This is a genomic window from Kineosporia corallincola, assembly GCF_018499875.1.
GTDB classification, from domain to species: Bacteria; Actinomycetota; Actinomycetes; order Actinomycetales; family Kineosporiaceae; genus Kineosporia; species Kineosporia corallincola.
On the sequence record NZ_JAHBAY010000016.1, the window covers coordinates 123,944 to 149,155 of the forward strand.

At 71.9% G+C, this 25,212-nt stretch carries 20 protein-coding genes; 11 read left to right on the top strand and 9 right to left on the bottom strand.

Features of this window, described 5'->3' with window-relative positions; genetic code table 11:
* The first annotated feature begins 44 nt into the window (after window positions 1-44).
* The 4 genes from KIH74_RS30405 (at window position 45) to KIH74_RS30420 (ending at window position 3,719) form a co-directional block, all read left to right on the top strand.
* Window positions 45-1,019: an ABC transporter ATP-binding protein gene (locus KIH74_RS30405; RefSeq protein WP_214159835.1), complete on the top strand. Its 975-nt coding sequence runs from the start codon at window positions 45-47 to the stop codon at window positions 1,017-1,019.
* On the top strand, window positions 1,016-1,798 hold the full coding sequence (locus tag KIH74_RS30410) for an ABC transporter permease (RefSeq protein ID WP_214159836.1): 783 nt from the start codon (window positions 1,016-1,018) through the stop codon (window positions 1,796-1,798). Before KIH74_RS30405 ends, KIH74_RS30410 begins: the two co-directional genes overlap by 4 nt.
* 62 nt (window positions 1,799-1,860) lie before the next feature.
* Window positions 1,861-3,114 carry a sensor histidine kinase gene (locus KIH74_RS30415; protein ID WP_214159837.1) on the top strand — a complete coding sequence of 418 codons (1,254 nt, stop codon included), beginning with the start codon at window positions 1,861-1,863 and terminating at the stop codon, window positions 3,112-3,114.
* Window positions 3,111-3,719, top strand: a complete 609-nt coding sequence (locus KIH74_RS30420; RefSeq protein WP_246573418.1) for a response regulator transcription factor — start codon at window positions 3,111-3,113, stop codon at window positions 3,717-3,719. Before KIH74_RS30415 ends, KIH74_RS30420 begins: the two co-directional genes overlap by 4 nt.
* Before the next feature lie 14 nt (window positions 3,720-3,733).
* Here KIH74_RS30420 and KIH74_RS30425 read toward each other — a convergent pair whose 3' ends face one another.
* Entirely contained in the window at window positions 3,734-4,672 is a 939-nt protein-coding gene (locus KIH74_RS30425) for an SDR family oxidoreductase (RefSeq protein WP_308114048.1), read from the bottom strand.
* A gap of 120 nt (window positions 4,673-4,792) precedes the next feature.
* Here KIH74_RS30425 and KIH74_RS30430 point away from each other — a divergent pair, with 120 nt between their 5' ends.
* On the top strand, window positions 4,793-5,644 hold the full coding sequence (locus KIH74_RS30430) for a helix-turn-helix transcriptional regulator (RefSeq protein ID WP_214159839.1): 852 nt from the start codon (window positions 4,793-4,795) through the stop codon (window positions 5,642-5,644).
* Between the two features lie 10 nt (window positions 5,645-5,654).
* Here the strand turns inward: KIH74_RS30430 and KIH74_RS30435 are convergent, their stop codons facing one another.
* The 5 genes from KIH74_RS30435 to KIH74_RS30455 all read right to left on the bottom strand — a co-directional run bounded on the left by KIH74_RS30435 (window position 5,655) and on the right by KIH74_RS30455 (window position 11,001).
* Window positions 5,655-6,623 (bottom strand): ATP-binding protein, encoded by a 969-nt coding sequence (locus tag KIH74_RS30435; RefSeq protein ID WP_214159840.1) that lies wholly within the window; start codon window positions 6,621-6,623, stop codon window positions 5,655-5,657.
* A gap of 85 nt (window positions 6,624-6,708) precedes the next feature.
* Window positions 6,709-6,861 (bottom strand): hypothetical protein, encoded by a 153-nt coding sequence (locus KIH74_RS30440; protein ID WP_214159841.1) that lies wholly within the window; start codon window positions 6,859-6,861, stop codon window positions 6,709-6,711.
* A gap of 72 nt (window positions 6,862-6,933) precedes the next feature.
* Entirely contained in the window at window positions 6,934-7,248 is a 315-nt protein-coding gene (locus KIH74_RS30445) for an SCO4225 family membrane protein (RefSeq protein ID WP_214159842.1), read from the bottom strand.
* A gap of 184 nt (window positions 7,249-7,432) precedes the next feature.
* Window positions 7,433-8,713, bottom strand: a complete 1,281-nt coding sequence (locus KIH74_RS30450; RefSeq protein ID WP_214159843.1) for a glycosyltransferase — start codon at window positions 8,711-8,713, stop codon at window positions 7,433-7,435.
* Between the two features lie 29 nt (window positions 8,714-8,742).
* Window positions 8,743-11,001, bottom strand: coding sequence for a GH92 family glycosyl hydrolase (locus KIH74_RS30455; RefSeq protein WP_214159844.1), 2,259 nt, complete (start codon window positions 10,999-11,001; stop codon window positions 8,743-8,745).
* A 209-nt stretch (window positions 11,002-11,210) separates the two neighbouring features.
* Between KIH74_RS30455 and KIH74_RS30460 the strand changes: the two genes are divergently transcribed.
* Window positions 11,211-13,715, top strand: coding sequence for a transglycosylase domain-containing protein (locus tag KIH74_RS30460; protein WP_214159845.1), 2,505 nt, complete (start codon window positions 11,211-11,213; stop codon window positions 13,713-13,715).
* Between the two features lie 31 nt (window positions 13,716-13,746).
* On the opposite strand, the gene KIH74_RS30465 is transcribed toward KIH74_RS30460, so the two are convergent.
* Together KIH74_RS30465 and KIH74_RS30470 are read right to left on the bottom strand one after the other, a co-directional pair.
* Window positions 13,747-13,998, bottom strand: a complete 252-nt coding sequence (locus tag KIH74_RS30465; protein ID WP_214159846.1) for a hypothetical protein — start codon at window positions 13,996-13,998, stop codon at window positions 13,747-13,749.
* Between the two features lie 11 nt (window positions 13,999-14,009).
* The gene (locus tag KIH74_RS30470; protein WP_214159847.1) at window positions 14,010-14,813 is read right to left on the bottom strand and encodes a TetR/AcrR family transcriptional regulator; all 804 of its coding nucleotides are present in this window, start codon (window positions 14,811-14,813) and stop codon (window positions 14,010-14,012) included.
* Window positions 14,814-14,910: 97 nt separating this feature from the next.
* On the opposite strand from KIH74_RS30470, the gene KIH74_RS30475 reads away from it, so the two are divergent.
* Window positions 14,911-16,296 carry an FAD-dependent monooxygenase gene (locus KIH74_RS30475; protein ID WP_214159848.1) on the top strand — a complete coding sequence of 462 codons (1,386 nt, stop codon included), beginning with the start codon at window positions 14,911-14,913 and terminating at the stop codon, window positions 16,294-16,296.
* A 23-nt stretch (window positions 16,297-16,319) separates the two neighbouring features.
* Here the strand turns inward: KIH74_RS30475 and KIH74_RS30480 are convergent, their stop codons facing one another.
* Window positions 16,320-17,960 carry a sensor histidine kinase gene (locus KIH74_RS30480; protein WP_214159849.1) on the bottom strand — a complete coding sequence of 547 codons (1,641 nt, stop codon included), beginning with the start codon at window positions 17,958-17,960 and terminating at the stop codon, window positions 16,320-16,322.
* A gap of 156 nt (window positions 17,961-18,116) precedes the next feature.
* Between KIH74_RS30480 and KIH74_RS30485 the strand changes: the two genes are divergently transcribed.
* The 4 genes from KIH74_RS30485 to KIH74_RS30500 all read left to right on the top strand — a co-directional run bounded on the left by KIH74_RS30485 (window position 18,117) and on the right by KIH74_RS30500 (window position 25,122).
* Window positions 18,117-19,142 (top strand): hypothetical protein, encoded by a 1,026-nt coding sequence (locus KIH74_RS30485; RefSeq protein WP_214159850.1) that lies wholly within the window; start codon window positions 18,117-18,119, stop codon window positions 19,140-19,142.
* Between the two features lie 826 nt (window positions 19,143-19,968).
* Window positions 19,969-21,045, top strand: a complete 1,077-nt coding sequence (locus tag KIH74_RS30490; RefSeq protein WP_214159851.1) for an SGNH/GDSL hydrolase family protein — start codon at window positions 19,969-19,971, stop codon at window positions 21,043-21,045.
* A gap of 103 nt (window positions 21,046-21,148) precedes the next feature.
* The gene (locus KIH74_RS39020; RefSeq protein ID WP_214159852.1) at window positions 21,149-23,284 is read left to right on the top strand and encodes an iron-containing redox enzyme family protein; all 2,136 of its coding nucleotides are present in this window, start codon (window positions 21,149-21,151) and stop codon (window positions 23,282-23,284) included.
* Window positions 23,281-25,122, top strand: coding sequence for a carbamoyltransferase family protein (locus KIH74_RS30500; protein WP_214159853.1), 1,842 nt, complete (start codon window positions 23,281-23,283; stop codon window positions 25,120-25,122). The genes KIH74_RS39020 and KIH74_RS30500 overlap by 4 nt, the downstream gene beginning before the upstream one ends.
* Window positions 25,123-25,212: the final 90 nt, after the last annotated feature.

Below are 25,212 nucleotides of genomic sequence, written 5' to 3' on the forward strand. Positions count from 1 at the left end.
AGACGGGACCGGGAAACCGCCGGATCCGCCGCCAGTCTGGAGACATGACGACGAACCCCACCACCGAGTTCGCGGTGCAGGCCCGCGGGCTGCGGCGCACCTACGGAAAGGGCTCCGGGGCCTACGAGGCCGTGCGCGGTGTCGACCTCGACGTCCGCACCGGGTCGATCACCGCGCTGCTGGGCACCAACGGCGCCGGCAAGACGTCCACCCTGGAGGTGATCGAGGGCCTGGCCGCGCCCTCCGGCGGCACCGTGCGGGTGCTCGGCCTCGACCCGGTCGCCGACCGCGCCGCCGTGCGCCGCCGCACCGGGGTGCTGCTCCAGCGCAGCGGGTTCTCCGGCGACCTCACGGTGCGCGAGACCCTGCGCCTGTGGGGCGGCACGCTCAGCGCCCCGCGCCCGGTCGACGACATGCTGGCCATGCTGTCGCTGGAACGCCGCGCCGACACCCGGGTGCTGTCGCTGTCCGGCGGTGAGGCCCGCCGCGTCGACCTGGCCTGCACCCTGATGGGCGACCCGGAGCTGGTCGTGCTCGACGAGCCGACCACCGGCCTGGACCCGGAGAGCCGCCGCGAGGTCTGGCACCTGGTCTCGGCCCTGCGCGAGCGCGGCGCCACCGTGCTGGTCACCACCCACTACCTGGACGAGGCCGAGCACCTGGCCGACCGGATCGAGATCCTGCACGCCGGGCGGATCGTCCGCTCCGGCACCCCCACCCAGATCGCCGCCGGGCACCCGTCGCGGATCAGCTTCGTGCGGCTGCCCGGCCGGCTCGCCGTTCCGGCCCTGCCCGGCGTCACCGACGTGGCCGAGGAGGCCGGCCGGACCACGCTGCACACCGCCGACCTCCAGCGCACGCTGGGCGAGCTGCTCAGCTGGGCGGCCCGGCACGACGTGCGGCTGGACGGGCTGGACGCCCGCAGCCCGTCGCTGGAGTCGGTCTTCCTGGCCGTCGCCGACGGCCGCGACCCGAACCCCACCACCCCGTCCCCGATCCTGGAGGGAAGCCACCGATGACCACCACCACCTTCTCCCCGGCGCGCACCGCACACCTGGCCCGCTGGAACGCCACGCTGCTGAGCCGCAACCGCCTGGCCCTGACCTACGCGCTGGTGATGCCGCTCGCCCCGCTGCTGATCCTGCGCACGGGTGAGCCCGGCGACCCGGCGGTCGGCGCCTCCGCCGTCGGCCTGATGCTGTTGCTGGCCGGGCTCTTTCCGGTCTACTACAACATCCTGTCGCAGTTCGTCAGCCGTCGCGACGAGCTGGTGCTCAAGCGGATGCGCACCGGCGAGGCCCGGGACGGCGAACTGCTGGCCGGCATCGCCCTGCCCGGGGTGCTGTGCGCGCTCGCGGTCTGCGCGGTGGCCGTGCCGGTGGCGGTGGCCGCCGGTCAGCGGATGCCCGTCAACATCGCCCTGTTCGCGGTCGGCTGCCTGCTGGCGGCCGTGATGTTCGCGGCTCTGGCCTACTGGACCGCGGCCTGGACCCGCAGCGCCGAGGCCGCCCAGCTGACCAGCATGCCGGTGATCATCCTGGCCTCGCTCGGGCCGTTCGTGTCCGCCGGGGTCTCCGACGCGGTGCGCGAGATCGTGTCGTACACCCCCGGCGCGGCCCTGACCGAGCTGGTGCGCGTGGCCTGGTTCGGGTTCGACGGTCACGACGCCGCCACCTCCACCCTCGACCTGGCCGGCACCTGGGGCGCCGCCGCGCAGCCGCTCGCGGTGACGGCGGCCTGGACCGTCCTGGCCGTTCTCCTGGCGAGCCGGTCGCTGCGGTGGGAGCCACGGGCTTGAGGACGCCGGCCCGCCCGGTCCTCCCGGCCCACCTCGTGGCCGGCCTGTCTAGGCTGGTCCCCGTGAGGTTCCGCAGACCCCGGCGCTGGGCCGACCTGAGCCGCCTGGAGCGCGTCGACCTCTACACCCGGCAGTCGCTGCACCTGGTGCTCTGGCTGATGTGCCTGTTCGTGCTGGCCGCGGTGCCCTCCCGGGAACCGCTGCTGTGGGCCGGCGGCCTGGTGGTCACCGCGCTCGGGTCGTCGCTGATGAACGCCGTGGTCAGGGGGTACCCGCGGATCCGGCCGTTCGCCTGGCGCCGGGCCGCCGCGCTGGCCCTGGCCTGCGTGCTCTACCTGGGCCTGGTCGCCGTGCCCGGGCAGGGCCAGGTGGCCGGCACGGCGGGGGTGCTGGTGGCCGCGAACCTGGCGGCGGCGCTGGGCGGACTGCCCGACCACCGGATCTCCCTGGGCGTCGTCCTGTTCTGCACCGTGGTGGTGGGGGCGACCAGCGCGAACCTGGCCGCGGCGGTCAGCGGCGTGGTGATCGGCGTCCTGGTGGTGTTCACGGTGCGCGTGTCCCTGTGGCTGTACGGCGTCGTCAGCGAACTCGACGAGGCCCGCCAGACCCAGGCCCGGCTGGCCGTGGCCGAGGAACGGCTGCGGTTCTCCCGCGACGTGCACGACGTGCTCGGCCGCCGGCTGTCCACCATCGCCGTGCAGGCCGAGCTCGCCGCCACCCTGGCCCGGCGCGGCGACAGCCGTGCCGCCGACCGGATGATGGACGTGCGCCAGGTGGCCCACGACTCCCTGGCCGAGGCCCGCGAGCTGGCCCGCGGCTACCGGCCCACCAACCTGTCCCAGGAACTCGAGGGCGCCCGCTCGCTGCTGCGCTCGGCGGGCATCGACGTCGGCCTGGACATCGGCGACGTGCCCCGGGCCTGGCACGAGGCGGCCGGCTGGGTGGTGCGCGAGAGCGTGACCAACGTGCTGCGTCACTCGTCCGCCACGGTGGTGCGGATCTCCTACCGCGACGGCGAGTTACGCGTCGAGAACGATGGTGTCGGGACGTCGGTGGGCACGGTGGACGGAACGGGTGCGGCGGCGGGCACCGGGTCCGGGCTGCGTGGCCTGGGGGAGCGGCTGGCGCCGCTCGGCGCCGGGGTGCGGGCGGGGCCCTCGGGCCCGGGCCGGAACGGGTGGACGCTGGTGGCCCGGTTCCCGGCGAGCGGCCCCGTCAGCGCCTCGGCCGCCCCGGCCGCCCCGGCCCGCACGGTCACCCCCGACCCCGTCGACCCGGCCGAAACCGCTGCGCGCGCGAGGAGATCCGCATCATGAGCATCCGCGTCCTGCTGGCCGACGACGAGCACCTGATCCGTACGGCCCTGGCCCAGATGCTGAACCTGGAAGCCGATCTGGACGTGGTCGCGGAGGCCGCCACGGGTGACGAGGCGGTGGCCATGGCGGTGCGGCACCAGGTCGGCGTGGCGGTGCTCGACCTCCAGATGCCCGGGCTCGACGGCATCACCGCGGCCGGGGAGATCGGCCGGCTGCTGCCCGGTTGCGGGTGCGTCATCGTGACCAGCCACGGCCGGCCCGGGCACCTGAAACGTGCTCTCACGGCCGGGGTCCGGGGGTTCCTGCCGAAGACCACCTCGGCCGTGACGCTGGCCGAGGTGGTCCGCACGGTGCACGCCGGCGGCCGTCACGTGGACCCGCAGCTGGCCGCCGAGGCGATCGCGGCCGGCGACAGCCCGCTCACCCCGCGCGAGGCCGACGTGCTCGAACTGGCCGCCACCGGTGCCCCGATCGACGAGATCGCGGTGCGGGCGTCCCTGTCCCCGGGGACCGTGCGCAACTACCTGTCCAGCGCGATGGGCAAGCTGGACGCCGCCAACCGGCACGACGCCTGCGCGATCGCCCGGCGGATGGGCTGGATCTGAGGTGACCCGACCCCTCACGCGGCCGGGAAACGCACCCGGGTGAGTTCCTCGGACAGCCGCCAGATGCGTTCGCCGTCCCCCGTTCTGAGCAGAGGGGCGTAGGGCCGCTGCCCGGCGGGAGCACCACCCAGCCGCCCCGGGCCGGAGGGCCCGTAGAACTGACCGCCCCCGGCGTCGGTGGTGGCCGCGAGCAGCGCGGGCAGCGCCGCCGAGGCGGGCGTCCCGACCAGGATCCCGCGCCGTGACAGGGCGCGGATCAGCCGCACCGCGACGGTGTCCCGGCCGCGGCCGACCTCCGGGCGGGCGGCCAGCAGGCTGGTCGGGGCGATGCCCGGGTGCGACAGGTTGCTGGTGACGCCCCAGCCGGCGGCCCGGCTGCGCCGCTCCAGCTCCAGGCCGAAGAGCCCGAGCGCGATCTTGGACTGGCTGTAGGCGCGGGCGCGGTGCCAGGAGCGTTCCCAGTCCGGGTCGTCCCAGTTGATGCCGTGCCAGCCGGCCGCGATGCTGATCTGCGAGGTGACCCGGGCCCGGCCGGCCCGCAGCAGCGGCAGCAACTGGGCGACGAGGGCGAAGTGGCCGAGATGGTTGGTGCCGAACTGGAGTTCGTGGCCGTCGGCCGTGGCCTGCCGGGCCGGCGGGTGCATGACGCCGGCGTTGTTGACCAGGATGTGCACGGGATCGCCCTCGCCGCGCAGGGTCTCGCCGAGGGCGGCCACCGATCCGAGGGAGGACAGGTCGAGCTCGCGCAGGACCACCCGGGCGCCGGGCACCCGCTGGTGCACGGCCTCGGCCGCGGCCCGGCCCTTGACGGGATTGCGCACCGGCAGAACGACTTCCGCACCGGCGGCGGCGAGCCCGACGGCGATGCCGAGGCCGATGCCGTCGCTCGCGCCGGTGACGACGGCACGTTTCCCGGTGAGGGAGGGCAGGGCGAGGTCCGGGGTGCGGGGCACGGGTGTCTCCTGACGGTGGGGCATCGGGTGGATGCCGTCGAGCCTGGCCCACGGGCCGTGCGGTGATCCACGACCTGACGATCAGTGGATGACGGACGCCGGATCGGTCACCCTGGTGGGGTGCAGACGAACAACGGCCGGCCCGGGATCGACCGTGAAGGGCTGGCGGAGTTCCTGCGGCACCGCCGCGCGGCCCTGCAACCGGAAGACGTCGGTCTGCCCCGGGGCCGGCGCCGGCGCACCTCCGGGCTGCGGCGCGAGGAGGTGGCCGTGCTGTGCCACATGTCCACCGACTACTTCGCCCGGCTGGAGCGCGGTGAGGGCCCGCGGCCGTCCGGGCAGATGATCGCCTCGATCGCCCAGGGCCTGCACCTGACGCTCGACGAGCGGGACCACCTGTTCCGGCTCGCCGGGCTCGAACCGCCCGGCCGGGGCCCGCACAGCGAGCACGTCAGCCCCGGCATGCTGCGGATCTTCGACCAGCTCGTCGACACCCCGGCCGAGATCGCCACCGAGCTGGGCGAGACCCTGCGGCAGAGCCCGCTGGCCGTCGCCCTGACCGGCGACGCGGGCTCGTACACCGGGCCGATGCGCAGCCGGGGGTACCGCTGGTTCGTGGATCCGGGCGAGCGGAGCCACTACCCGCCGCAGGACCACGCGTTCCTGTCCCGGATGTACGTCTCCGGCCTGCGCGGCGTGCTCGGCGCGCGGGGCCCCGGATCGCGCGCCGACCGCCTCGCCGGCCTGCTGCTGGAGACCAGCGCGGAGTTCCGCGACCTGTGGCGGGAACAGGAGATCGGGGTGCGGCCCGACGAGGTCAAGCGGTTCAGCCATCCGCGGGTGGGGGTGCTGGAGGTGAACTGCCAGGTTCTGCTGGACCCGTTCCAGGCCCACCACCTGATGGTCTACACCGCCACCCCGGGCAGCGAGAGTTACCGGAAACTGCGGCTTCTGGCGGTCGTCGGGTCCTGAGCGGGACAGTTCAGGAGCCGCGGCCGCTGTACCGGTAGCTGGTGATCCGTCCTCTGCCGCCGTTCTGGATGACCAGCTGACGTTGCATGAGCGCGCGCAGGGCCTTGCGGATGGTCGGGGCGGTCAGGCCGAGGCGATCTTGCAGTTCCCGCACGGTGAGCTCGGTGTGGACGGCGTCGAGAATCATCTGCTGGGTGGGGGTGAGACGGGGGACGGCGGCCTGCTGCTGTCGGGACAGGACAGCGGTGAACCGAATCGCGGCGTCGATGAATTTGGCCGGTGGAAGCCCGTAGAGCGCCAGAGAGGAGGCGACGGTGGGGATCCCGCTGGCGAGCGCTTCGATGACCCGGGAGCCGGTGTCCCGGGTACGCACGTGCTGACAGATGGCGACGAGGCGGGCGTTACGGGCAGAGGTCACGCCTTCGTGGCCGAGCCGGTCCGTGGTGATGCCGTAGAGACCGCCCGGGTTGCTCACCACCAGGCGGTCACGACGGAGGCGTACTTCCACGGACAGCCCTTCCGACCAGCTGTCCAGGTCGCGATGGACCAGGGCGTTGGCGATCAGCTCCCGGAAGGCGACGAAGGGGTAGTCGGGGCGGTCCAGTACCGTGCCGTCGGCCGCGCTGACGATGGTGGTGTCGAAGGTCCGGCGCGCCCAGGCCATCGCCTCGTCGAGCATCCGGGGGATGGGGCCCGAGATGGTGACCTGGTTGCGGGCCCGCACGCCGATCGGGTCACCGGGCCTCGGCTCGGCAGCTGCCTGGATCACGTACCGGGGGAAGAACTGTTGCGGATGGACGCCGAGCGCCAGAAGGCCCGCGACGCTCGGCCGTCCCTCGTCGAGGGTGACCCCCGCGCGTCGCAACAACTCCTCGTCGGATCGAAAACGCCCGAGTCCGTTGGGGTCGCGGTCGCGAACCGCTTGGATGAACGAGAGCACCAGATCGGGATCGAGGTCGTCGCCCGTCCCGCCCTCCACGGGACGCCGGTCGAAGTGAGGGGAACTGCGGGCCGCCAGAAATCCCTGCTCCTCGAGCTGGGACAGTTCGAAGTCGCCGTCGTAGCTACGCAGGTACGCCTTGCCGGTTGGCCAGCGCGCTGAGCGTTGCCGTCAGGGACTCGGGCAGGCCACCTGCCGCTGACTTGACCTCGATGTCGGTGGTGTCGCCCCCATCGGCGCGCAGGCGGCCGACCGTTTCGTCAAGGTCTTCAGGCATGAAGTAAATGTAACCCAGCCAGTTACATTTGCCGGGCCTTCAGTTACATTTGCGGTGACATTTCGGGCCGCCTCAGGACCGGCGCCGGGTCACCCAGGCGATCAGCGTCGCGTTGATCAGCGCGCTGACCACGACGGCCGCCCAGAACAGGACAGTGCCGAGGCTGTCTCCGGTGTCCGGTATCGCCAGGAGCGCGGGGAGCGACCAGGGAAGGGTGGCGAAGATGACCCACACCCCGGACAGGTCGGCGTCCGGGGCGGTGTGGGTGGTCTGGGAGAGTGCGACGAAGATCCCGGCGGCAACGACCACGGCCAGGTAGACGCGGGCCGGCCAGCTGTGGGCGACGAGGTGGGCCAGGCCGGGGCGTTCGCTGTCGGTGCTGGTCATGTCGGCTGCTCCCTACGGGTGCGGGGCGCCCCTGTGGCGCCTCCTTCTCACCACGACGGTAGATGCCGGAAGGGGCAGGGGCATCGGGCCGAAGTCGCACGGACCGGTCATCCGAAGGATGCAGGGGTGCCGCACGCCACCGATGACGTCGTGCCGGCGCGACCGGGCGCCGGCACGACGGGCGTCACATCGCCACGGCCTCCGGCCCGGTGGCCTGATCGGTGAACAGTGCGTCGAACACCCGCTCGCGGTCGAAGGTCACGGCGTACTCGCGGGCCCGGCGGGCCATCTCCTCCCGCTCGGGCGCGGACAGGCCGAGCACGGCGTGGTCCATCGCCTCGGTCAGCGCGTTCACGTTGCCGGCCTCGACCACGATCGCGGTGTCGCCGATCGCCTCGCCGGTGCCGCCGGTGATCGTGGTGATCACCGGGCCGCCGCCGGAGAGCATCTTCTCCACCAGCGCGATGCCGAACGTCTCGACGAAGTCGGGCTCCGGTTTGGTCGGAAGGGTGTAGGCGGCACAGCCGTTCATGAGCAACGGCTTCTCCTCGTCGTCGACGTCGGTGAGGAAGACGATCTGCTCGTCCTCCCGCGCCATCGCCCGCACGTGCTCCAGGGCCGGGCCGTTGCCGGCGATCACCAGCTTCACCTGATCGCGGCACCGGGTCTGGGCGAAGGCGGTGACCAGGTCGTAGACGCCCTTGGCCCGGGCCACCCGGGACAGGAACAGGACGTAGCCGTCGCGTTCCAGGCCGCGGCGGGCCAGGGCGGAGTCGACCGCGGCGGGATCCGGGTCGAGGTAGGCCGAGGTGTCGATGGGCGGGTAGCCGATGACCACCCGCTGCCGGCACTCCGCCGCGAACGACGTGCCCGCCAGGGCGTCGACCTCCTGCGCGCAGGCGACGATCTCGTCGCGGGTGTACTCCGACACGGCGACCAGGTCGTCGTTGGCCAGGAAGGTGGCGAACAGGGCGATGGCGGCGCCGGAGTTGCCGTCCCGCAGGGCGTTCCGGATGACGTTGGTGACGTCCGAGCCGACCGCCTTGGCCATGGTGCGCACCTGCGGGCGCAGCCCGGCCGAGCGGGCGGCGCCGACCGCGTTGACCACCACGTCGGTGTGCGGCGCCAGGTACATCGACAGGCAGACGGTGGGCACCGGCTCGGCCAGCAGCTCGACCAGGCGGCCGGTCAGCCCGGCGATGTAGCGGCCGTCGGGCACCCGGTAGTCACCCACCGGCCCGGGCCGTTCCACGGTGATGCCCGGGCTGTAGGGCAGAAGCCCGTCGACCGGCTTCAGCGGCAGGCCGGCCGCCTCCAGGGCCTCCATCGGCCAGGTGAGCAGGCGGACGTCGTCGAAACCGCGGGTCAGGGCGACCTCGGCCAGGTTTCGCGCCTCGCCGGAGTGACCGCAGATCACCGGGTCGGCGCGGACGACGATGACGAGTCGGCGGTTCGGAAGGCTCATCGGATGACCTATCTCGGTATGCGTGAGGATCAGTGGTCGGACAGCGAGGGCGGCCGGACGGAGCCGCCCCAGGAACCCGGCTCGGGGCCGAGCCGGAGGTGGAGACGGCCGCCGCGATGGAGACGGTGAGCCGGGAGATGCGGCCCGGTCAGGGATTTCCCGTCGAGGGTGGCCGACTGAACGTACTGCACCGGCGGCTCGCCGTCGAGACCGTCGCTGCTGATGGGGGTATCGACGTGGCCGCTGCACTCGACGATGAGCTCGCCCTGGCTGAATTGTGTGACGCTGCGGGAAAAAGCGGGTGGATGGATGAGGAACAGATCCTGTCCGGCCACCGGGAACAGCCCGAGCGAGGCCCACACGTACCAGGAGCTCAGGCCGCCGGAGTCGTCGTTGCCCGGCAGCCCACCCGGGCCGGTGCCGAACTGCCAGGTCAGGGCCGAGTGCACGACCTCGGCGGTGCGGTCGGGCCGGCCCGCCCAGTGGTAGGCCCAGGGCGCCTCCATGTCGGGCTCGTTGTTCAGGCCCTCGAACCGGTTCAGGGCGTAGCCGGCGGCCATCTCCTGCGCCGAGGGGGCCACACCGGGCTGTCTCACCGGTGCGGCTCCCCGGCCGAAGAAGGAGTCCAGCATGGCGACGAACGCGGCGTCGCCACCGGCCAGGCGGATCCGGGCCGCCATGTCGTGCATCAGCCGGAACGAGTAGTTCCACCGGCCGCCCTCGTAGAACGTGGAATCGCGCAGCAGGCCGGTGCTTTCCTCGAACGCGTTGACCCAGTTGCCGCTGCGCCCGGACAGCTCCCGGGCGAGCGGCTCGTCGGCCAGGGCCCGGGCGATGCCGGCGGTGCAGTGGTGGGCGAAGGCCAGGTCGAGGGTGTGCGTGATCGGGTGCACCACGCCCTTGTCCACGTAGTCCTCGCCGTACTGGCGGCGCAGGTCGTCGTCCATGTGCACGAGTGCCCAGGCCCAGTCCAGGTCACCGAGGCCGAGGGCGTGCACGTCGGCCAGCGCGGTGTGCGCCAGCGCCGACCCCTGCCGGAAGAACCGGTCGGCGCCGCGCGCCATCCGGTAGCCGATCGGGAAGTTGCCCTCCTCCTCGCACACCCGGATCAGTGACTCCAGCAGGTCCACCGCCCGGTCCGGGGCGATCGCCGCCAGCAGCGGCAGCTGGGTCTTGTAGATGTCCCACATCGTGCAGATGTCGAACGCGAACGGGCCGCCGTAGGGCCAGAACGGGCTCTCGTCGTCGGCGAAGCAGGGCTTGATCAGGGAGTGGTAGAGCGCGGTACCGAACACCGTGCGCCGGGCCGGGGTTCCGCCCTCCACCTGCACCCGGTCCAGGTGGGAGGCCCAGCGCCGGGCGGTCTGCGCGTGCACCAGGTCGAACGAGGGCAGCCCGGCGGCGGACTCGCGTTCCAGGTTGCGGCGGGCCTGTTCCGGGCCGCGCAGCGAGAAGCCGATCCGCACCTCCACGCTCTGCCCGGCGGTGGCCGGGCCGATGAAGACCAGGCCGAACGGGCGCAGGGTGGTGTGCCGGATGCTGTCGAAGTCCAGCCGGGTGCCGCCGTCGATGAGACGCCGGTCGTGCCAGAGCATCTGGCGCCATCCCGGGCTGTCCACCTCCAGGTGGAACGACAGCGGCACCCCCTCGACCACCACCGTGCCCTGGGCCTGGCCCCGCCCGGTGATCTCGACCTGCGCGCGCAGCGGCACGGTGCGGCTGCGGTCGATCGTCAGGCCGCCGCAGGACAGGTCGACCACGGCGCGGGCGCTGCGGCTGGCCGGGTAGGTGTAACGGTGCACCGCCACCTTCTCGCCGACGGTGATCTCGCAGCGGATGCCGGTGTCGAGGGTGGCCGCGTAGTAGCCGGGACTGGCCTCCTCGTCGGTCAGGGCCCAGGACCGGCCCAGCTCGTCGAGGGGCTGGATCATCGGGGTGAGCCGCACGTAGTTGTAGTACTTGCGGATCATGCCGGTGCCGCTCTGCTGGAAGTGCGTGAAGCCGCTGGCCTCCAGCCGGCCGAAGATCGGCTCGGGCACGCCCTGGGTGTTCTTGCCGTACAGCCCGTACCCGGTGGGGTAGGCCCCGGAGTAGGCGCAGGCCGACACCATGCCCAGCGGTGAGGTGGCTCCCGGATGGGTGTTGCCGACCTGAGGTTTCGGCCACCACCAGGTAGCCGCCTGGCCGTGCGGGGCGGGCAGGCCGGTGGCCGCGGTGCCGATGAACGGGTCGACGTCCTCGAGCGAGGAGTGCCGGGTGCCGGTCTGCGCCTGGGTCGGGATCGCCATGGCGCGAATATCCCACCTCGGCACCGCTTCGCGGGGTGTTCGGGGCGGTCGGCGAGCAGAGTTTCCACAGCGGAAACGTTCGGCGCCGTCCGGCGTTTGCGGGGACGGCGAAGTGGCCGTCCTCCCGCGCCGCCGGGCCTCGTCGTCCCTGCCCGTGAAGATCTCCGCGAAACCGAAAAATCCGGGCGAAAGCCATCTAGTCTGGCCAGGTGTCGGTGACTTCGCAGCCCCGCAGCGTGCCCGGTCTCCTCGGCGCCTTCGTGGTGATGAGCCTGGTGGCGGGCGTTCTCGGGGCGGGGCTGGCGGTGCCGGCCGTCGGTGCCTCCGGCCTGGCCACCACCAGCGCGGTCGAGGCGTTCGACGAGCTGCCCACCGAGCTGGAGGAGACGCCGATGGCCGTCACCAGCACGGTGCTGGCGGCCGACGGGTCGGTCATCACCACGTTCTTCGACGAGAACCGTGAGCTGGTCCCGCTCGACCAGGTCTCGCCGTTCATGCAGAACGCGATCGTGGCGATCGAGGACGAGCGGTTCTACGAGCACGGCGGGGTGGACGCGCAGGGCCTGGTGCGGGCGCTCGTGGTCAACCAGGTCTCCGGCGGCACCGCGCAGGGCGCCTCCACGCTGACCCAGCAGCTGGTCAAGAACATGCTCAAGGAACAGGCCTACCTGGCGGGCGACGACGCCGGGGTGAGGGCGGCCTCGGAGAAGTCGAACGCCCGCAAACTCAAGGAGATCCGGCTGGCCACGGCGCTGGAGAAGCGCCGCAGCAAGAAGGAGATCCTCGAGGACTACCTGAACATCACCTGGTTCGGCGGCACGGTCAACGGCGTCGAGGCGGCGTCCCGGTACTACTTCGGCACCACCGCCGCCGAGCTCACCCTGCCGCAGGCCGCCCTGCTGGCCGGCATGGTGCAGAACCCGCGGATGTACGACATCTCCGACGACGATCTGCTGGACGCCGCCCGGCAGCGCCGGGACACGGTGCTGAACCGGATGTACCAGCAGGGCATGATCGACCAGGAACTGCGCGACGGGGCCCTGGCCGCCGAGGTGGAGCCGCACATCACCCCGACCTACCAGGGCTGCGCCAACGCCGGCACCAGCGCCTATTTCTGCGACTACGTCTACAACCTGATCACCAGGAGCGACGACTTCGAGGCCCTGGGCAGGACCGAGGAGGAGCGGCAGCTGGCGATCAGCCGGGGCGGCTACACGATCCGCACCACCCTCGAGCCGAAGCTGCTGGAGACCGCCTGGAAGGCCGTGAAGAAGGCGATCCCGCCGGACGACACGAGCCGGGTCGCGGCGGCCTCGGTGACCGTGGAACCCGGCACCGGCAAGGTGCTCTCACTGATCCAGAACAAGTACTACCGGCCCACCGGCGGCCGGCAGAACACCACCGTCAACTACTCCACCGACTACCGCTACGGCGGCTCGTCCGGCTTCCTCACCGGCTCCACGTTCAAGCCGGTGGTGCTGGCCACCTGGCTGAAATCCGGCCGGCGGCTGTACGACACGGTCAGCGGCGCCGAGGGCAGCCTGCCGGTCAGCTCGTTCGAGCGCTGCGGCGAGAAGCTGCCGTCCACCGAGACCTGGGACTTCCACAACGCCGGCGACGGCAGCGGCAGCGGCGGCATGAGCGTGTGGGACGCGACCGCCAACTCGGTCAACGGCGCCTACGTGCGCATGGAGAACCAGCTCGACCTGTGCGACGTGAAGAAGACGGCGCAGGCCATGGGCATGCACCTGGCGGCGCCGTCCGAGAGGCAGTGCCCGGACGAGAAGAAGACCACCCAGGACATCCCCGACTGCGTTCCGGCCCTGGTGCTGGGCGTGGCCAGCCAGTCACCGCTGACCATGGCCAGCGCCTACGCCACCCTGGCCGCGAGCGGCCGGTACTGCGAGCCGGTCGCGGTCACCTCGATCAAGGACCGCAACGGCAAACCGCTCGCCGTGCCGAAACAGCACTGTGAGCAGACCCTCGACGAAGACGTCGCGAACACCGTCACGCTGGGGCTGAGCCGCGCCCTCACCGACGGCACCGCCGCCTCCACCGGCCCGCTGGCCAGCGGGCAGAAGGCCTCGGGCAAGACCGGTACCACCAACGGCTCGCAAGACACCTGGTTCGTCGGCTACACGCCGCAGCTGTCCACCTCGGTGTGGGTCGGCCCGGAGACGGTGGACGGCAAACGCCGGAAGATGCAGGGCATCACGATCAACGGCGAGTCGTACGGCCAGGTCTACGGCGGCACGATCGCGGCGCCGATCTGGAAGAAGATCATGGAGGCCGCGCTCAAGGGCGAGAAGATCGTCGACTTCCCGAAGGCCGACCGCGCCATGGTGGGCACCCGTCCGGTGGTGCGCGAACCGGGGGACGACGACGCGGACGACCCGGGGAACGGCGGCGGGGGCGGCACCGGGGCCGGCGAGGATGATGACGACGACAGCGGTGACGACGGGGACGACGGTGCGGACGACGGGGGAGACGGCGGGGGCGGTGCCGGGACGGACGACGGCGGGGACGACGGCGGGGACGACGGCGGGGACGACGGCGGGGACGACGGTGGCGACGGTGGCGACGGCGGCGACGACGGTGGGGACGACGGCGGCGATGACGGCGATGACGGCGGCGATGACGGTGGGGACGACGGGGAGGGCCCCGCGCCGGTCCCGACGGTGACGCCGGGCGGCCCGTCCACACCCACCCCGTAGCGACGTCGGGCGGCCGGGTTCGTCCCACCGGTCAGAAGGCCTCGCCCGGGTCGTCGGGCACGGCCGCGGCGATGACGTCGGCGCGGAACTGTTCCAGGGCCTCGGGCGGGATGTAGCCGTCCACGGCCACCTCGGGGGCGATCGCCAGCCACCAGGACAGGATCTCCTGCACCCTGGCGTGCGGCACGTGCACGGTGAGCCGGGCCCCGGTGAGGAACGTGACGGCCACGAAACCCGGCCTGGGCCGGGCCGGCTCGATCTGGAGCAGACCGGGAAACACCACCGGCCGCATGGTCACGCGGCCCCGCCCGAGCCGCCCGAGCCGCCCGAGCCGCCCGAGCCGCCCGAGCCGCCAGACCTGGCCGAGCTGCCAGAGCTGGACCTGGCCGAACCGCCAGACCTGGCCGAGCTGCCAGACCTGGACCTGGCCGAACCGCCAGACCTGGCCGAACCGCCCGGCTCGGCCGAACCGCCCGGCTCGGCCGAACCGCCCGGCTCGGCCGAACCGGACCGGCCGAGCCCGGCCAGCCCGCTGTGGACGAAGGTGGTGAGGGTCTCGATCGCCTCCTCGTCGTCCGTGCCGGGCAGCGCGGTGCCGGCGAACGCCCACATGGTGCGGCTCAGCAGGGTGGCGACCGCGACCGGGTCGCCGGGCAGGTCCAGGCCGGACAGGTGCCCCGCGAGGTGGTGCAGGTCGGGTTCGAGCAGTTCTTCCTGACGCCGCGCGAACGCGTCGTCCACGGTGGCGGCCTGCTGGAGGGCCGTCATCACCGTGCGGTTGCGCCGCTGGAAGTCCCAGAAGTGCCGCACGTGGAACAGCACGGCCTCGCGGTCGCGGAAATCGTCCGGATGATCCGGGTTCTCGGCCAGCAGATCGGCGTCCGAGGCCATCAGCAGGTCGGACAACAGGGCCTCCAGCAACTGCTCCTTGCCGGTGAAGTGCTTGTAGAACGAGCCCGTCGCCCGTCCTGCCTCGGCGGTGATGTCGGTGATCTTGGTGTTCAGGTAGCCGACGCGCGCGAACACCCGCACCGCGGCGGCCTTCAGCTCGTTCGCGGTCTGTGCGGCCTGCTGCTTGCGTACGCCCGTCACCGCCATGTCACTGCCATTTTCATAGCCATGTCACTGCCATGCCTCTGTCGCGTTCCACCTCTCGGCCTTGACGGGAGCCTATCCGGCTCCTTACGGTGAACTCATGTTCAGTGAATCTGCATTCACCGTAATCGTGGGGGCCGGCCCGACCGGTCTCACCCTGGCCCGCGAGCTCCAGGCCCGCGGCGTCCCGTTCCGGCTGCTGGAGAAGTCGCCCCGGCTCTTCGAGGGTTCCCGCGGCAAGGGACTCCAGCCGCGCACGCAGGAGGTGCTCGACGCGCTCGGCCTGATCGGCGACTTCCAGTGGTACGGCGGCGAATACCCGCCGCTGCTCGTCCATCTCCCGGACGGCACCACCAGCACCCGGCTCATGGCCGAGCGGCGCGAACCCTCGCCGTCCGTGCCCTACCCGAATGCGCTGATGGTTCCGCAGTGGCGCACCGGTGAGCTGCTGGCGCGCGGACTGCCCGTCGAGTTCGGCACCGGGGTGGAGTCCCTGACCCAGGACGAGTCGGGCGTGCACCTGGTCCTGGACAGCGGCGAACGGCTCACCGCCCGTTACGTGGTCGGGGCCGACGGTGGACGCAGCACCGTACGTCGCTGTCTCGGCGTGCCTTTCGAGGGGGAGACGCACGAGGACGAGCGCATGCTCATCGCCGACGTACGGCTCACCGGCCTGGACCGGGACGGCTGGCACGTCTGGCCGGACGCCGACGGGAAGTCGATGCGGGTGGGGCTGTGCCCGCTGCCGGGCACCGACGACTTCCAGCTCTACTCACCCGTTCTCGACGTGCCGGTGGAGGAGCTGATCGCCTCGGTGGCCCCGGCGGTCACCGTCACCGGCATCGGCTGGACCTCGGTCTGGCGGGCGAACGTCCGCCTGGCACAACGCTTCCGGGTCGGCAACGTGTTCCTGGCCGGCGACGCCGCCCACGTGCACCCGCCGACCGGCGGGCAGGGCCTGAACACCGGCATCCAGGACGCCTTCAACCTCGGCTGGAAGCTGGCCACCGGCGACGACGCGCTGCTGGACAGCTACGAGGCGGAGCGGCTGCCGGTCGCCGCCGGGGTGCTGGGCATCAGCACGAAGCTGTATCGCAAGGCCGTGGAGCGCGCCGAGGACGCGATGCGCCGCGACGACCCGGAGCTGGCGCAGCTCGGCCTGTCGTACCGGGAGGGCCCGCTGGCCCGGGATCACCGTTCCCCGGCCGCCCGGGAGACCGGGCCGCAGGCGGGTGACCGGGCCCCTGACGCCGTTCTTCACGACGGGAAAAGGGTTTTCGACCTCCTGCGCGGTCCGCACGCCACCCTGCTGGTGGTCGGCCACCCCGACGGCCTGCCGGACCTCGGCGTGCCCACCCATCGCATCGACGAGGCCCGGGAGGCGTACGGGCCGGGGCTCTTCCTGGTCCGGCCGGACCACTACCTGGGCTGCGTCACCACCTCGGTGGACGACGTCCGGGACTACCTGAAACTGATCGGGAACTGATCGAAAACTGACCGTCCGGGTGGTCAGTCCGTGATGTCGTCGGCCCGCTTGCTCACCAGCTCGCCGCCCCGGAAGCAGAAGGTGAAGTGCACCTCCACGGCGCCGGGAGCCGTCGGCTCGACCTCGTCGTCCGCGATGTACACCTCGCACACCTCACCCGGCTCCGGTTCCTCGGTGTACCACGACGAACCCGGCAGCAGCTGCCGCACCCACTCCTCGGAGTCGCCCACCCGCACCTCGTCGAAACCGGCCTGCGACACGGGATCCGGCGGGATCGGGGCCACGAACGACCCGACGCACGAACCCAGCGACAGCACCACCGCACCGATCACGGCCAGCGCCCCGATCCGCTGGCGACGGGTGTTGCGGGCCAGCTCCTGCGGGAAGTCGCCCTCGGGATTGACCGCGGCACCGGGGATCTCGGCGTCGTAGGGCAGCACGGCGCCGATCCGGAACCCGCCGTCGTCGGTCGCTCCCGACGACAGCACCCCACCGGCCAGCCGCACCCGCTCGGCCAGCCCGGCCAGTCCCTGCCCCGTGCTCGTGCCCTGGTAGGGCCGGCCCGGCCGGTTGCGAACCTCGACGAACAGGGCGTCGTCCTCGTACCGCACCTCCACCCGCACCGGGGCACCGCCGGCGTGCTTCAGCGCGTTGGTCAGCCCTTCCTGCACCACCCGGTACCCGGCGTGCTCGGCCAGCAGGCTGAGCGGCCGGGACACCCCCACCCGCACCAGGTCGACGTGCGTTCCGGTACCCCGCGCCGAGGTGACCGTCTCCTCGACCTCCGCCATCGAGCGTCCACCGGTTTCACCGTCACCGTCCTGGTGCAGGATCCGCAGGATCTGCCGCAGCTCACCCATCGCCTGCGCCGAGGTGTCGCGCAGCAGGGACAGCGCCTGCTGCCGTTCCGGGCTCTCCACCGGGGCCACGGCGTTCTCACCCGGGGACGCCGGTGGCGGCGTTCCCGGGACGGCCGGCGCCTGCGCCAGCCCGCCGGCGTACAGCGAGATCAGCGTGAGCCGGTGGCCGAGCGAGTCGTGCAGCTCGGCGGCGATGCGGTTGCGCTCGCGGGTCTGGGCCTGCCCCACGGCCAGCCGGCGCTCGGCGTGCAGCTCGAGATTGCGCTGGTGCATGGTCATCACGAGCAGACGGCGCTGGGCGATCATCGCGGCCACGGCGCCCGGCAGCAGCACGAAGGCGCTGAACTCCATGACACCCAGGAGCGAGGAGGTGAGCAACGGCGTCCCGCTGACCCGGTGGATGCCGGCGACACAGCAGACCAGCGCGGTCAGGTAGGTCACCACGATCGGCACCGCCTGCCAGGCCCGGTATCCGACCGAGGCGCTGAGCGGGACCAGCGCCAGACTCACACCGCCCATGGCGACGGCCAGCAGACTGCACACCAGCAGCGCGGTGACCGGGCGTACCAGGCGCAGGGGCACCAGAGCGAGCGAGGCGAACAGGCCCAGCACCGCGTAACCGGCCGCGACCGGGAAGGAGTCCCGCGGCGGGTCGTAGGTGAGGGAGAAGTGCAGGGCGGCCGTGCCCAGCCCGCACACCAGCGCCAGCCCGGTCTCGTAGGTCAGCCGCTGCCAGCTCGTTCCGCGGATCGCACGCACCACCGCCGCGCTCGCGTGCCGCCGATATGTCCCGGTCGTCATCATCAGGGGGTCAGCGTACGGGGCGGCGCGCGGTCCGTCTTTCGGATGACGACGGGACGTGCGACTTCGGGCCGACGCCCGCACGGCACCCGGCGACCTAGCTTTCTGCACAACGGGAACCGGCGATCCGGCCGGCCGGCAGCGAAGGGGATCGACATCATGAGGACGCACTCCCGCACCATGGTTCTCGCTGGCATCGGGACCGCCGCGGTGCTGGGGCTCGGCGGCTGCGGGGCGGCCACCGGGGACGCCGCCGGGAACGGCGCGGAGGCCAAGCGCGAGATCGTCACGGCGTTCGGTGAGCTGGGTGCCTCGGACCGGCTGGGCGTGGAGGTGACGCTGGAGGGTTCACGGGCCGACCTGGAGCGGATCAACGCGGCTCAGCCCGCCGCCGACCGGCTGGACGACGCCGACCTGGACCTGCTGGTGTCCGCGCTCGGCGGCCGGATCGTCGCGGGACTGAGCGCGGCCGAGGGCAGCTCGCTGGCCGACGGTGCCGAGTCCGGCCGCACCTCGGTGCAGCTCGGGGACCGGTCGCTGGCCGACGTCGTGCTCACCGGCGACCTGCTGTACCTGCGGGTGGACGCCGCGTGGATCGCCCGGCAGCTGGACACCGACGTGGACGACGTGCGGGAACTGTTCGTGGGCAACGACCCGGTCGTCGACGCCCCGGCGAACGCGCTGCTGGACAGCGAGTGGGTGTCGGTGGATCTGGACCGGGCCGTGAAGGCGCTGCGGGAGCTGGGATTCGAGGACGACGACGACCTGCTGGCCACCCCCGACCCGGCCGCCGGCTACGGGCTGCTGGAGTCGCTGCGGGACTCCTTCGAGTCGGACGTGCGGGTCACGGCGATCGACGGCGGCTACCACGTGGTGGCCCCGGCCCGGAAGACGGCCGACGCCGTGCACGACGACGTGGCCGCGCTGATCGGTGAGTACGAGGCCGACTCGCTCAGCGAGGAGATCGCCGGGATGGCCGCCGAAGAAATCGCTTTCGACCTCCTGCTGGAGAACGGGAAGCTCTCGGGCGTCAATCTCGACCTGGTGCAGTTTCTCGGGACACCGGACGTGGACGCGAACCTGGTGCTGGAGGTGCGGCTGGACCAGGAGGTCGCCGCCGTGCGGGCGCCGGCGGAGGCGACCGTTGTGGACGTCGAGGGCATCATCGAGGCTCTGGCCTCGTAGACCCGTGCCGGGCCGGGAAGGGAGCGCGGACCGGGTTCCTCATCAGGCGGCACCTTCCGGGGCACGGGTTACCTGTACGACACATCCGTGTGCATGAGAGCTCCTGCCGACCACATCGTCGGGAGCAGGGAAAATCACTGCCCGGAGCTGGCTTACGCCGCACCCGGAAAAGGATGCAGGTTGTGTCCCCGGGTGTGTACCGGACGGCCGGGAAGCCGTGCTGCAATCGCGATGCAGCCAGATCCATCGCGCCTTGACCGGGCGCGTCGAAGCACCCTCCGGGTCCTGATCCGGAGGGTGCTTTCGTGTCAGCGCTTTTCGGATCATACCGACGCATGATCGGCTCGGAGTGACTTTCCGGGCGCCGCCGCCGTGGCTCCCGGCGGGTCCGTGATTCTTCCGGTCGAACCTGCGGGCTGCCGCAAAATCTCCTTCTGGTAGCACCTTTCGGTGGCGAAATCGGCCGGCCGGGTCGGCGCATAGGCGGCGGTGAAACGAAAGACAACCGTGTCATTATGTGACGCAGGACACATTGACCCGTATTCGGGAACTGTGGCCATATGTAGCTACCTCGCAACGATGAGTCATCCCGTTGCGATGGCGGAACCAGCCGGCCGACGGGGTGAAAGCGGCCGGTGCACCGGGGGATTCACATTCAGCGCGACCGATCGGTCGCGCGGTGACTGCGCATCGTTCGATGAGAGCTGCCTGTCCGAGGGTTCATTCGTGACTGGAGTGGTTTGTCGGGCATGCCTGTGTGACGGCCTCTTCGCGCCATGGACGACTGCACGAAAAGGCGCTCCAACAAAGGAAAGTGAGAGTCAGCGTGAAGCTCAAGCGGTCTGCCGCACGGCGCACCGATCTCTCCGACCCGAACCTGTTCCGGGTGCGGCTGACACCGCAGATGCTGGACTACGACGCGTTCTCCGACCGCCGTTCGGCCCATTACCTGCCGTACACCATGTATTTCAACCGGCCGTCGTTCAGGTCCACGGCGATCACCACCGACCACCTCGGGTTCCGCCGCACCGCAACCCGCGACGGCGCGCCGGTCTCCGCCGGTGACCATTCCCTCGGCGAGCCGGCGTCACTGCTCGTCGGCGGGTCGGTGCCCCTCGGCTACGGCGCGAGCGGCGACGGCACCACCGTCGCGAGCCGGCTGGCGCTGGAGCACGCGGGCGACTCGCCGTGGCTCAACCTCGGCGGCCACTGCTTCAACAGCGCCCAGGAGCTCGTGCTCTACGTGACCCACCACCACCTGGTGCCGTCGGTGAAACGTGTCGTCATCATGGGCGGTTTCAACAGCCTGGTGATGGCCCGGCTGCCCGACATGCACCGCGGGGAGACGGCGCCCTACTACTTCTGCGGCGAGTACTTCCAGAAGATGGACGAGGTGCGGGTGGCCGCCGGTGGTGTGCCGCACGAGGCCCCCGGCACGCCCGGGCTCACCTGGCCCCAGGAGGGGGCGCCGCTGCCGCCGGTCGAGCGGACCCTCGCGTCCGCCGTCGAGGAGACCACCCGGCACCTGGTCACCTGGAAACGGCTGTGCGAGGCCATGGGAGTGCAGCTGCACTTCCTGGTGCAGCCGCTGGCCACCTGGGTACGGTCACCCTGTCGCGAAGAGGCCCAGCTGTTCGGCGAACTCGACCGGATCTCCCGGCTGGGCACGTGGGACGGCCTGTACGGCGACATCTCCACGCCCGAGGTGGGGCGCGAGTACGCACGCCGTCTGGTGGACGAGTGCCACCGTCTCGGGATCAACGCCGCGAGCCTCATCGAGCCGCTGGCCGACAGCACCGCCGCCGACGACTGGCTGTTCGTCGACCGGGCCCACTTCACCGACTTCGGGCAGGACCGGGTGGCCCGGCTCGTCGCCGAAACCGTCTCCAAGGGGGAGAACTGATGTTCGCACGGCTCACCGGGCTGTTCACCGGCCTGTTCAAACGCCGTAAGCGTCGCGGGAAGAGCGGCCAGGGCGACTCGACGATCTACCCGATGTACTGACCGTGGCCACCACCAGTACCGCGACCGGTAGCCGGGCCCTGTTCCGCGCCCTGGTCGACCCGGAGTGGCGCCCCGACGACGGCACCGGGCTGACGGCGTCCCTGCGCCGACGGGTGCACGCGGTCGCGGCCCGGGCGCAGATGTTCGACCCGACCACGCCGGACGCTCTCCGGGCGGTGGAAACCGTGTCACTGGAGCGGCTTTCCGTCAGCCGGGAGCGCGCCCTGGGTGTGGCCGCGAGCAGTGCCGGTGACGACCAGGTGGTGAACAAGGCGCTGCTCGACCTGGCGCCGTTCACGCTCACCACCGGGTTCGCCCTGGCCAACCTGACCGGGCCGTGGAACGCCGAGCAGCCCTATGCCCTCGCCGCCCTGCGGATCCTGGCCGCCGACGTGGGCCACGGGCAGCCGCTGTCGTCACGGGCCGACTCGTACCTGGAGATCCTGCGCCGCCGGCGGCTCATCGACGCCGGGGCTCACCTCCAGCAGACCGCGGCCGACGCCCGCATCTGCGAGGGGGCCTTCGCCCTGCCCGCGGCCCTGATGCTGATGGCCCGGTTCCCGGAGTCCTGCGCCGGGTTCCTGCTCGGGGCCACGCTGTATCTGCGCTCGGTGGGCCTGCTTCCGGTGTACCTGGCCCTCGGCGACGAGGCCGGCGACCTGCGCGGCCCGGTGCTCGACCTGGGGCGCGACCCGCGGTCGGGCGGTCCCGGCCCGCGCGAGGCGGCGGTGGAGGCGGTGCGGGAGTTCGTCGCGGCGTACCCGTCCCGCGGTGCCGAGGTGTCCGCCGGTTACCTGTGGTGCCGGGCCGGCGTGGAGACACTGCACGACCGGGCGCTGAACGTGCTGGAGCGCTGGGCCGACCCGGCCGAGGCGGTGATCGACCTGTTCCGCCGGCGGCGCCGGGAGGCAGCCGTGTACCACGACGGAAGTGCCCTGGGCGGTAAGACTCTTCAGCACTTCTTCGCCCCCGGTGCCGATCCCGCCGACCTGCTGGAGCAGCTGGCCGCCAGCCGCTACGTCAAGCCCGGCAACCCCGACCGCAGCCCTCTGGTGAACGGGCTGATCTCCACCCGCGGGGGCATGTTCCGGATCTTCTCCACCGAGGACGTCGCCGTGCTGCGCCGCTGGATCCTGGCTCTGCCGAACGGTTCTCGTGGCGGCGGCGAGCACCGTGAAGGCCTGCGGGACGGTCCTCGTGACGGTTCCGCGCTCTGGGCCGACGATCCGCTGGTGCCGGCGGTGGCCGGCGAGCCGGTCGGCGACCCGGCCCGGCTGGGGATCCGGGAGGCCTACCGCAGTCTGCTGCACCGGGAGACCGGGGCGGCCGAGCACGCCTACGCGGTGCGGTACGCCGCCGACTGGCTGGCCCGGGCGGCGCAGGGCCTGTCCCGCTGCCCCCTGCCGGCCGCCTGGGAACCGGCCGTACTGGCGCCCTGGTTGCAGGAGCAGCACGAACGCCAGGACGCCGCGTTCCAGGCCGGTTCCGACTCCCTCACCGAGGAACGGCTGAAGGACGACTCGCTGGGACTGGCCCCGCTCGTGCTCATCGACGGCGCCTGGCTGATCGGGTTCACCTCTCCCGACCTGGCCACCTCGGTGGTGGGATACCCGTTGTTCAACACCTACTGGGACGAGCTGGGCAACGGCGTGATCGCCGAGAACCATCCCCGCATCTACCGCGACCTGATCGACTCGATGGTGCCGGCGATCGCCGAGACCGGCTCCGCCGGGTTCGCCCACGACCCGCGGCTGAGCGACGGGAACTTCGCGCTGCCGGTGTTCTGGCTCAGCATCGGCCGGCTGCCGCGCACCCACCAGCCGGAGATCCTCGGCCTCAACCTGGCCATGGAACTGTCCGGGGTGGGCGGTGGCTACCGCAGCACCCGGCAGGCCCTGAAGCGGTTCGGCTACTCCACCCTCTTCGTCGACCTGCACAACACCATCGACAACATCGCCACCGGCCACTCGGCCTGGGCGGCGGCCGGCATCGACGCCTTCATGACCGACCTGCCCGGCCCGGCCCGCGCGGCCGCCTGGGAGCGGGTGCGCACCGGGTTCGTCGCGCTCAACCCGCCACCGCTGACCCGAAAGCAACAGCTGTCCCTGACCTTCCGCAGAAAGGCGTCGGCCCGGTGACGATCAGTCTGGGTATCTCCTGCTTCTACCACGACAGTGCCGCCTCTCTCGTGATCGACGGGAAGGTGGTGGCGGCCACCCACGAGGAACGGTTCAGCCGCAGGCGTCACGACCCGTCCTTCCCCCGGGCGAGCATCGAGTTCTGCCTCGCCCGGGCCGGTGTCGCGCTGAGGGACGTCGACGAGGTGTCGTACTACGAGGACCCGCGGGAGAAGAGCCGCCGGGTCTGGACGTCCGCCCTGGCCTCCGCGCCGCGCGGCTCGCGGGTGCACGCCACCGCGCTGACCGGGTGGCTGGGCCGCAAGCGCCGGGCCGACCGTGAGGTGCGGGACCTGCTGCGCGAGATGGGTGACCGGCCCGGCCGCGAGGTCCGCGTGTACCAGCACCACCTCTCGCACGCCGCCTCGGCCTACTACCCGAGCCCGTACACGTCGGCGGCCGTGCTGTGCATCGACAGCGTGGGCGAGTGGGCCACCACCAGCATCTGGCACGCCACCCCGGCCGGGATCGAGCCGGTGGTCCAGGTCGACTACCCGCACTCCCTCGGGCTGCTCTACTCCGCCTTCACCTACTTCTGCGGGTTCAAGGTGGATTCCGGGGAGTACAAGCTGATGGGGCTGGCCCCGTACGGAAAGCCGCGCTACGCCGAGGTGATCCGCCGGGAGCTGATCGACGTGAAGCCGGACGGGAGTTTCCGGCTGAACTACCCGCGGTTCGAGTTCATCCACGGCTCGGTGATGACCGGAGCGGCCTTCGAGCGGCTGTTCGGCGGCCCCCGCCGGGAGCCCGAGACACCGCTGACGGAGCGGGAGTTCGACCTGGCCGCCTCGGTGCAGCAGGTGACCGAGGAGGTCGTCACCCGGCTCGCCCGCACCGCCCGGCGGCTCACCGGTGAGCGCCACCTCACCCTGGCCGGCGGCGTGGCGCTGAACTGCGTCGCCAACGGGGTGATCTCGCGGGAGGGCGTCTTCGACAGCATCTGGGTGCAGCCGGCCGCCGGGGACGCCGGTGGCTCGCTGGGCGCGGCGCTGCTCAGCTGCCGCGACGACGCCGGCCGCGTGCCCCGCCCGCACCTCGGCGAGGAGCCCGACGGGATGTCCGGGGCCCGGCTGGGCCCGGAGTACACGCCGGAGCAGATCGAGCAGGCTCTGTCCCGGTTCGGCGCGGTGTACGAGCGCCTCGGCGACGAGGAGATGAACACCGCTGTCGCACAGGATCTCCTGGCCGGCCGGGTGGTGGGCTGGCACCAGGGCCGGATGGAGTTCGGGCCGCGGGCCCTGGGCGCTCGCTCCATCCTGGGCGACCCACGCTCGGCCGACACCCAGACCGAGATGAACCTGCGGATCAAGTTCCGGGAGTCGTTCCGGCCGTTCGCGCCCTCGGTGCTGGCCGAGCGGGCGGGCGAGTTCTTCGACCTGAACGACGAGAGCCCCTACATGCTCATGGTGTCGCCCGTCGCCCAGGGCCAGCGCCGTCCGGTGCCGCCGCAGAGCCGGCACCTGGAAGGCCTTGACCTGCTGAAGGTTCCGCGCAGCAGCATCCCCGCGGTCACGCACGTGGACCACTCGGCCCGGGTGCAGACCGTCACCCGGCGGCAGTCACCGCGCTACTACGCGCTGCTGGAGGAGTTCGAGCGGCTGTCCGGCTGCCCGATGGTGGTCAACACCTCCTTCAACGTGCGCGGCGAGCCGATCGTCAACACCCCGGAGGAGGCCTACACCTGCTTCATGCGCACCGACATCGACTCGCTGGCGATCGGGCCCTTCTACCTGAGCAAGGCGAAACAGCCGGTGTTCACCGAGGAGACCGACTGGCGGGAGAGCGTCCCCCTGGACTGACCGACCCGCGACGAGAGGACTGACGAGATGCGAATTCTGGCACGTGCGGCCTACCTGGTGATCGGCACACCGATCGGTGTGCTCGTACGT

Excerpts from the sequence above, each read along its gene's own strand:
- KIH74_RS30405 (WP_214159835.1), top strand. The coding sequence starts at position 45 with ATGACGACGAACCCCACCACCGAGTTCGCGGTGCAGGCCCGCGGGCTG.
- KIH74_RS30410 (WP_214159836.1), top strand. The coding sequence starts at position 1,016 with ATGACCACCACCACCTTCTCCCCGGCGCGCACCGCACACCTGGCCCGC.
- KIH74_RS30420 (WP_246573418.1), top strand. The coding sequence starts at position 3,111 with ATGAGCATCCGCGTCCTGCTGGCCGACGACGAGCACCTGATCCGTACG.
- KIH74_RS30440 (WP_214159841.1), bottom strand. The coding sequence starts at position 6,861 with ATGCCTGAAGACCTTGACGAAACGGTCGGCCGCCTGCGCGCCGATGGG.
- KIH74_RS30445 (WP_214159842.1), bottom strand. The coding sequence starts at position 7,248 with ATGACCAGCACCGACAGCGAACGCCCCGGCCTGGCCCACCTCGTCGCC.
- KIH74_RS30450 (WP_214159843.1), bottom strand. The coding sequence starts at position 8,713 with ATGAGCCTTCCGAACCGCCGACTCGTCATCGTCGTCCGCGCCGACCCG.
- KIH74_RS30455 (WP_214159844.1), bottom strand. The coding sequence starts at position 11,001 with ATGGCGATCCCGACCCAGGCGCAGACCGGCACCCGGCACTCCTCGCTC.
- KIH74_RS30470 (WP_214159847.1), bottom strand. The coding sequence starts at position 14,813 with ATGGCGGTGACGGGCGTACGCAAGCAGCAGGCCGCACAGACCGCGAAC.
- KIH74_RS30475 (WP_214159848.1), top strand. The coding sequence starts at position 14,911 with ATGTTCAGTGAATCTGCATTCACCGTAATCGTGGGGGCCGGCCCGACC.
- KIH74_RS30480 (WP_214159849.1), bottom strand. The coding sequence starts at position 17,960 with ATGATGACGACCGGGACATATCGGCGGCACGCGAGCGCGGCGGTGGTG.
- KIH74_RS30485 (WP_214159850.1), top strand. The coding sequence starts at position 18,117 with ATGAGGACGCACTCCCGCACCATGGTTCTCGCTGGCATCGGGACCGCC.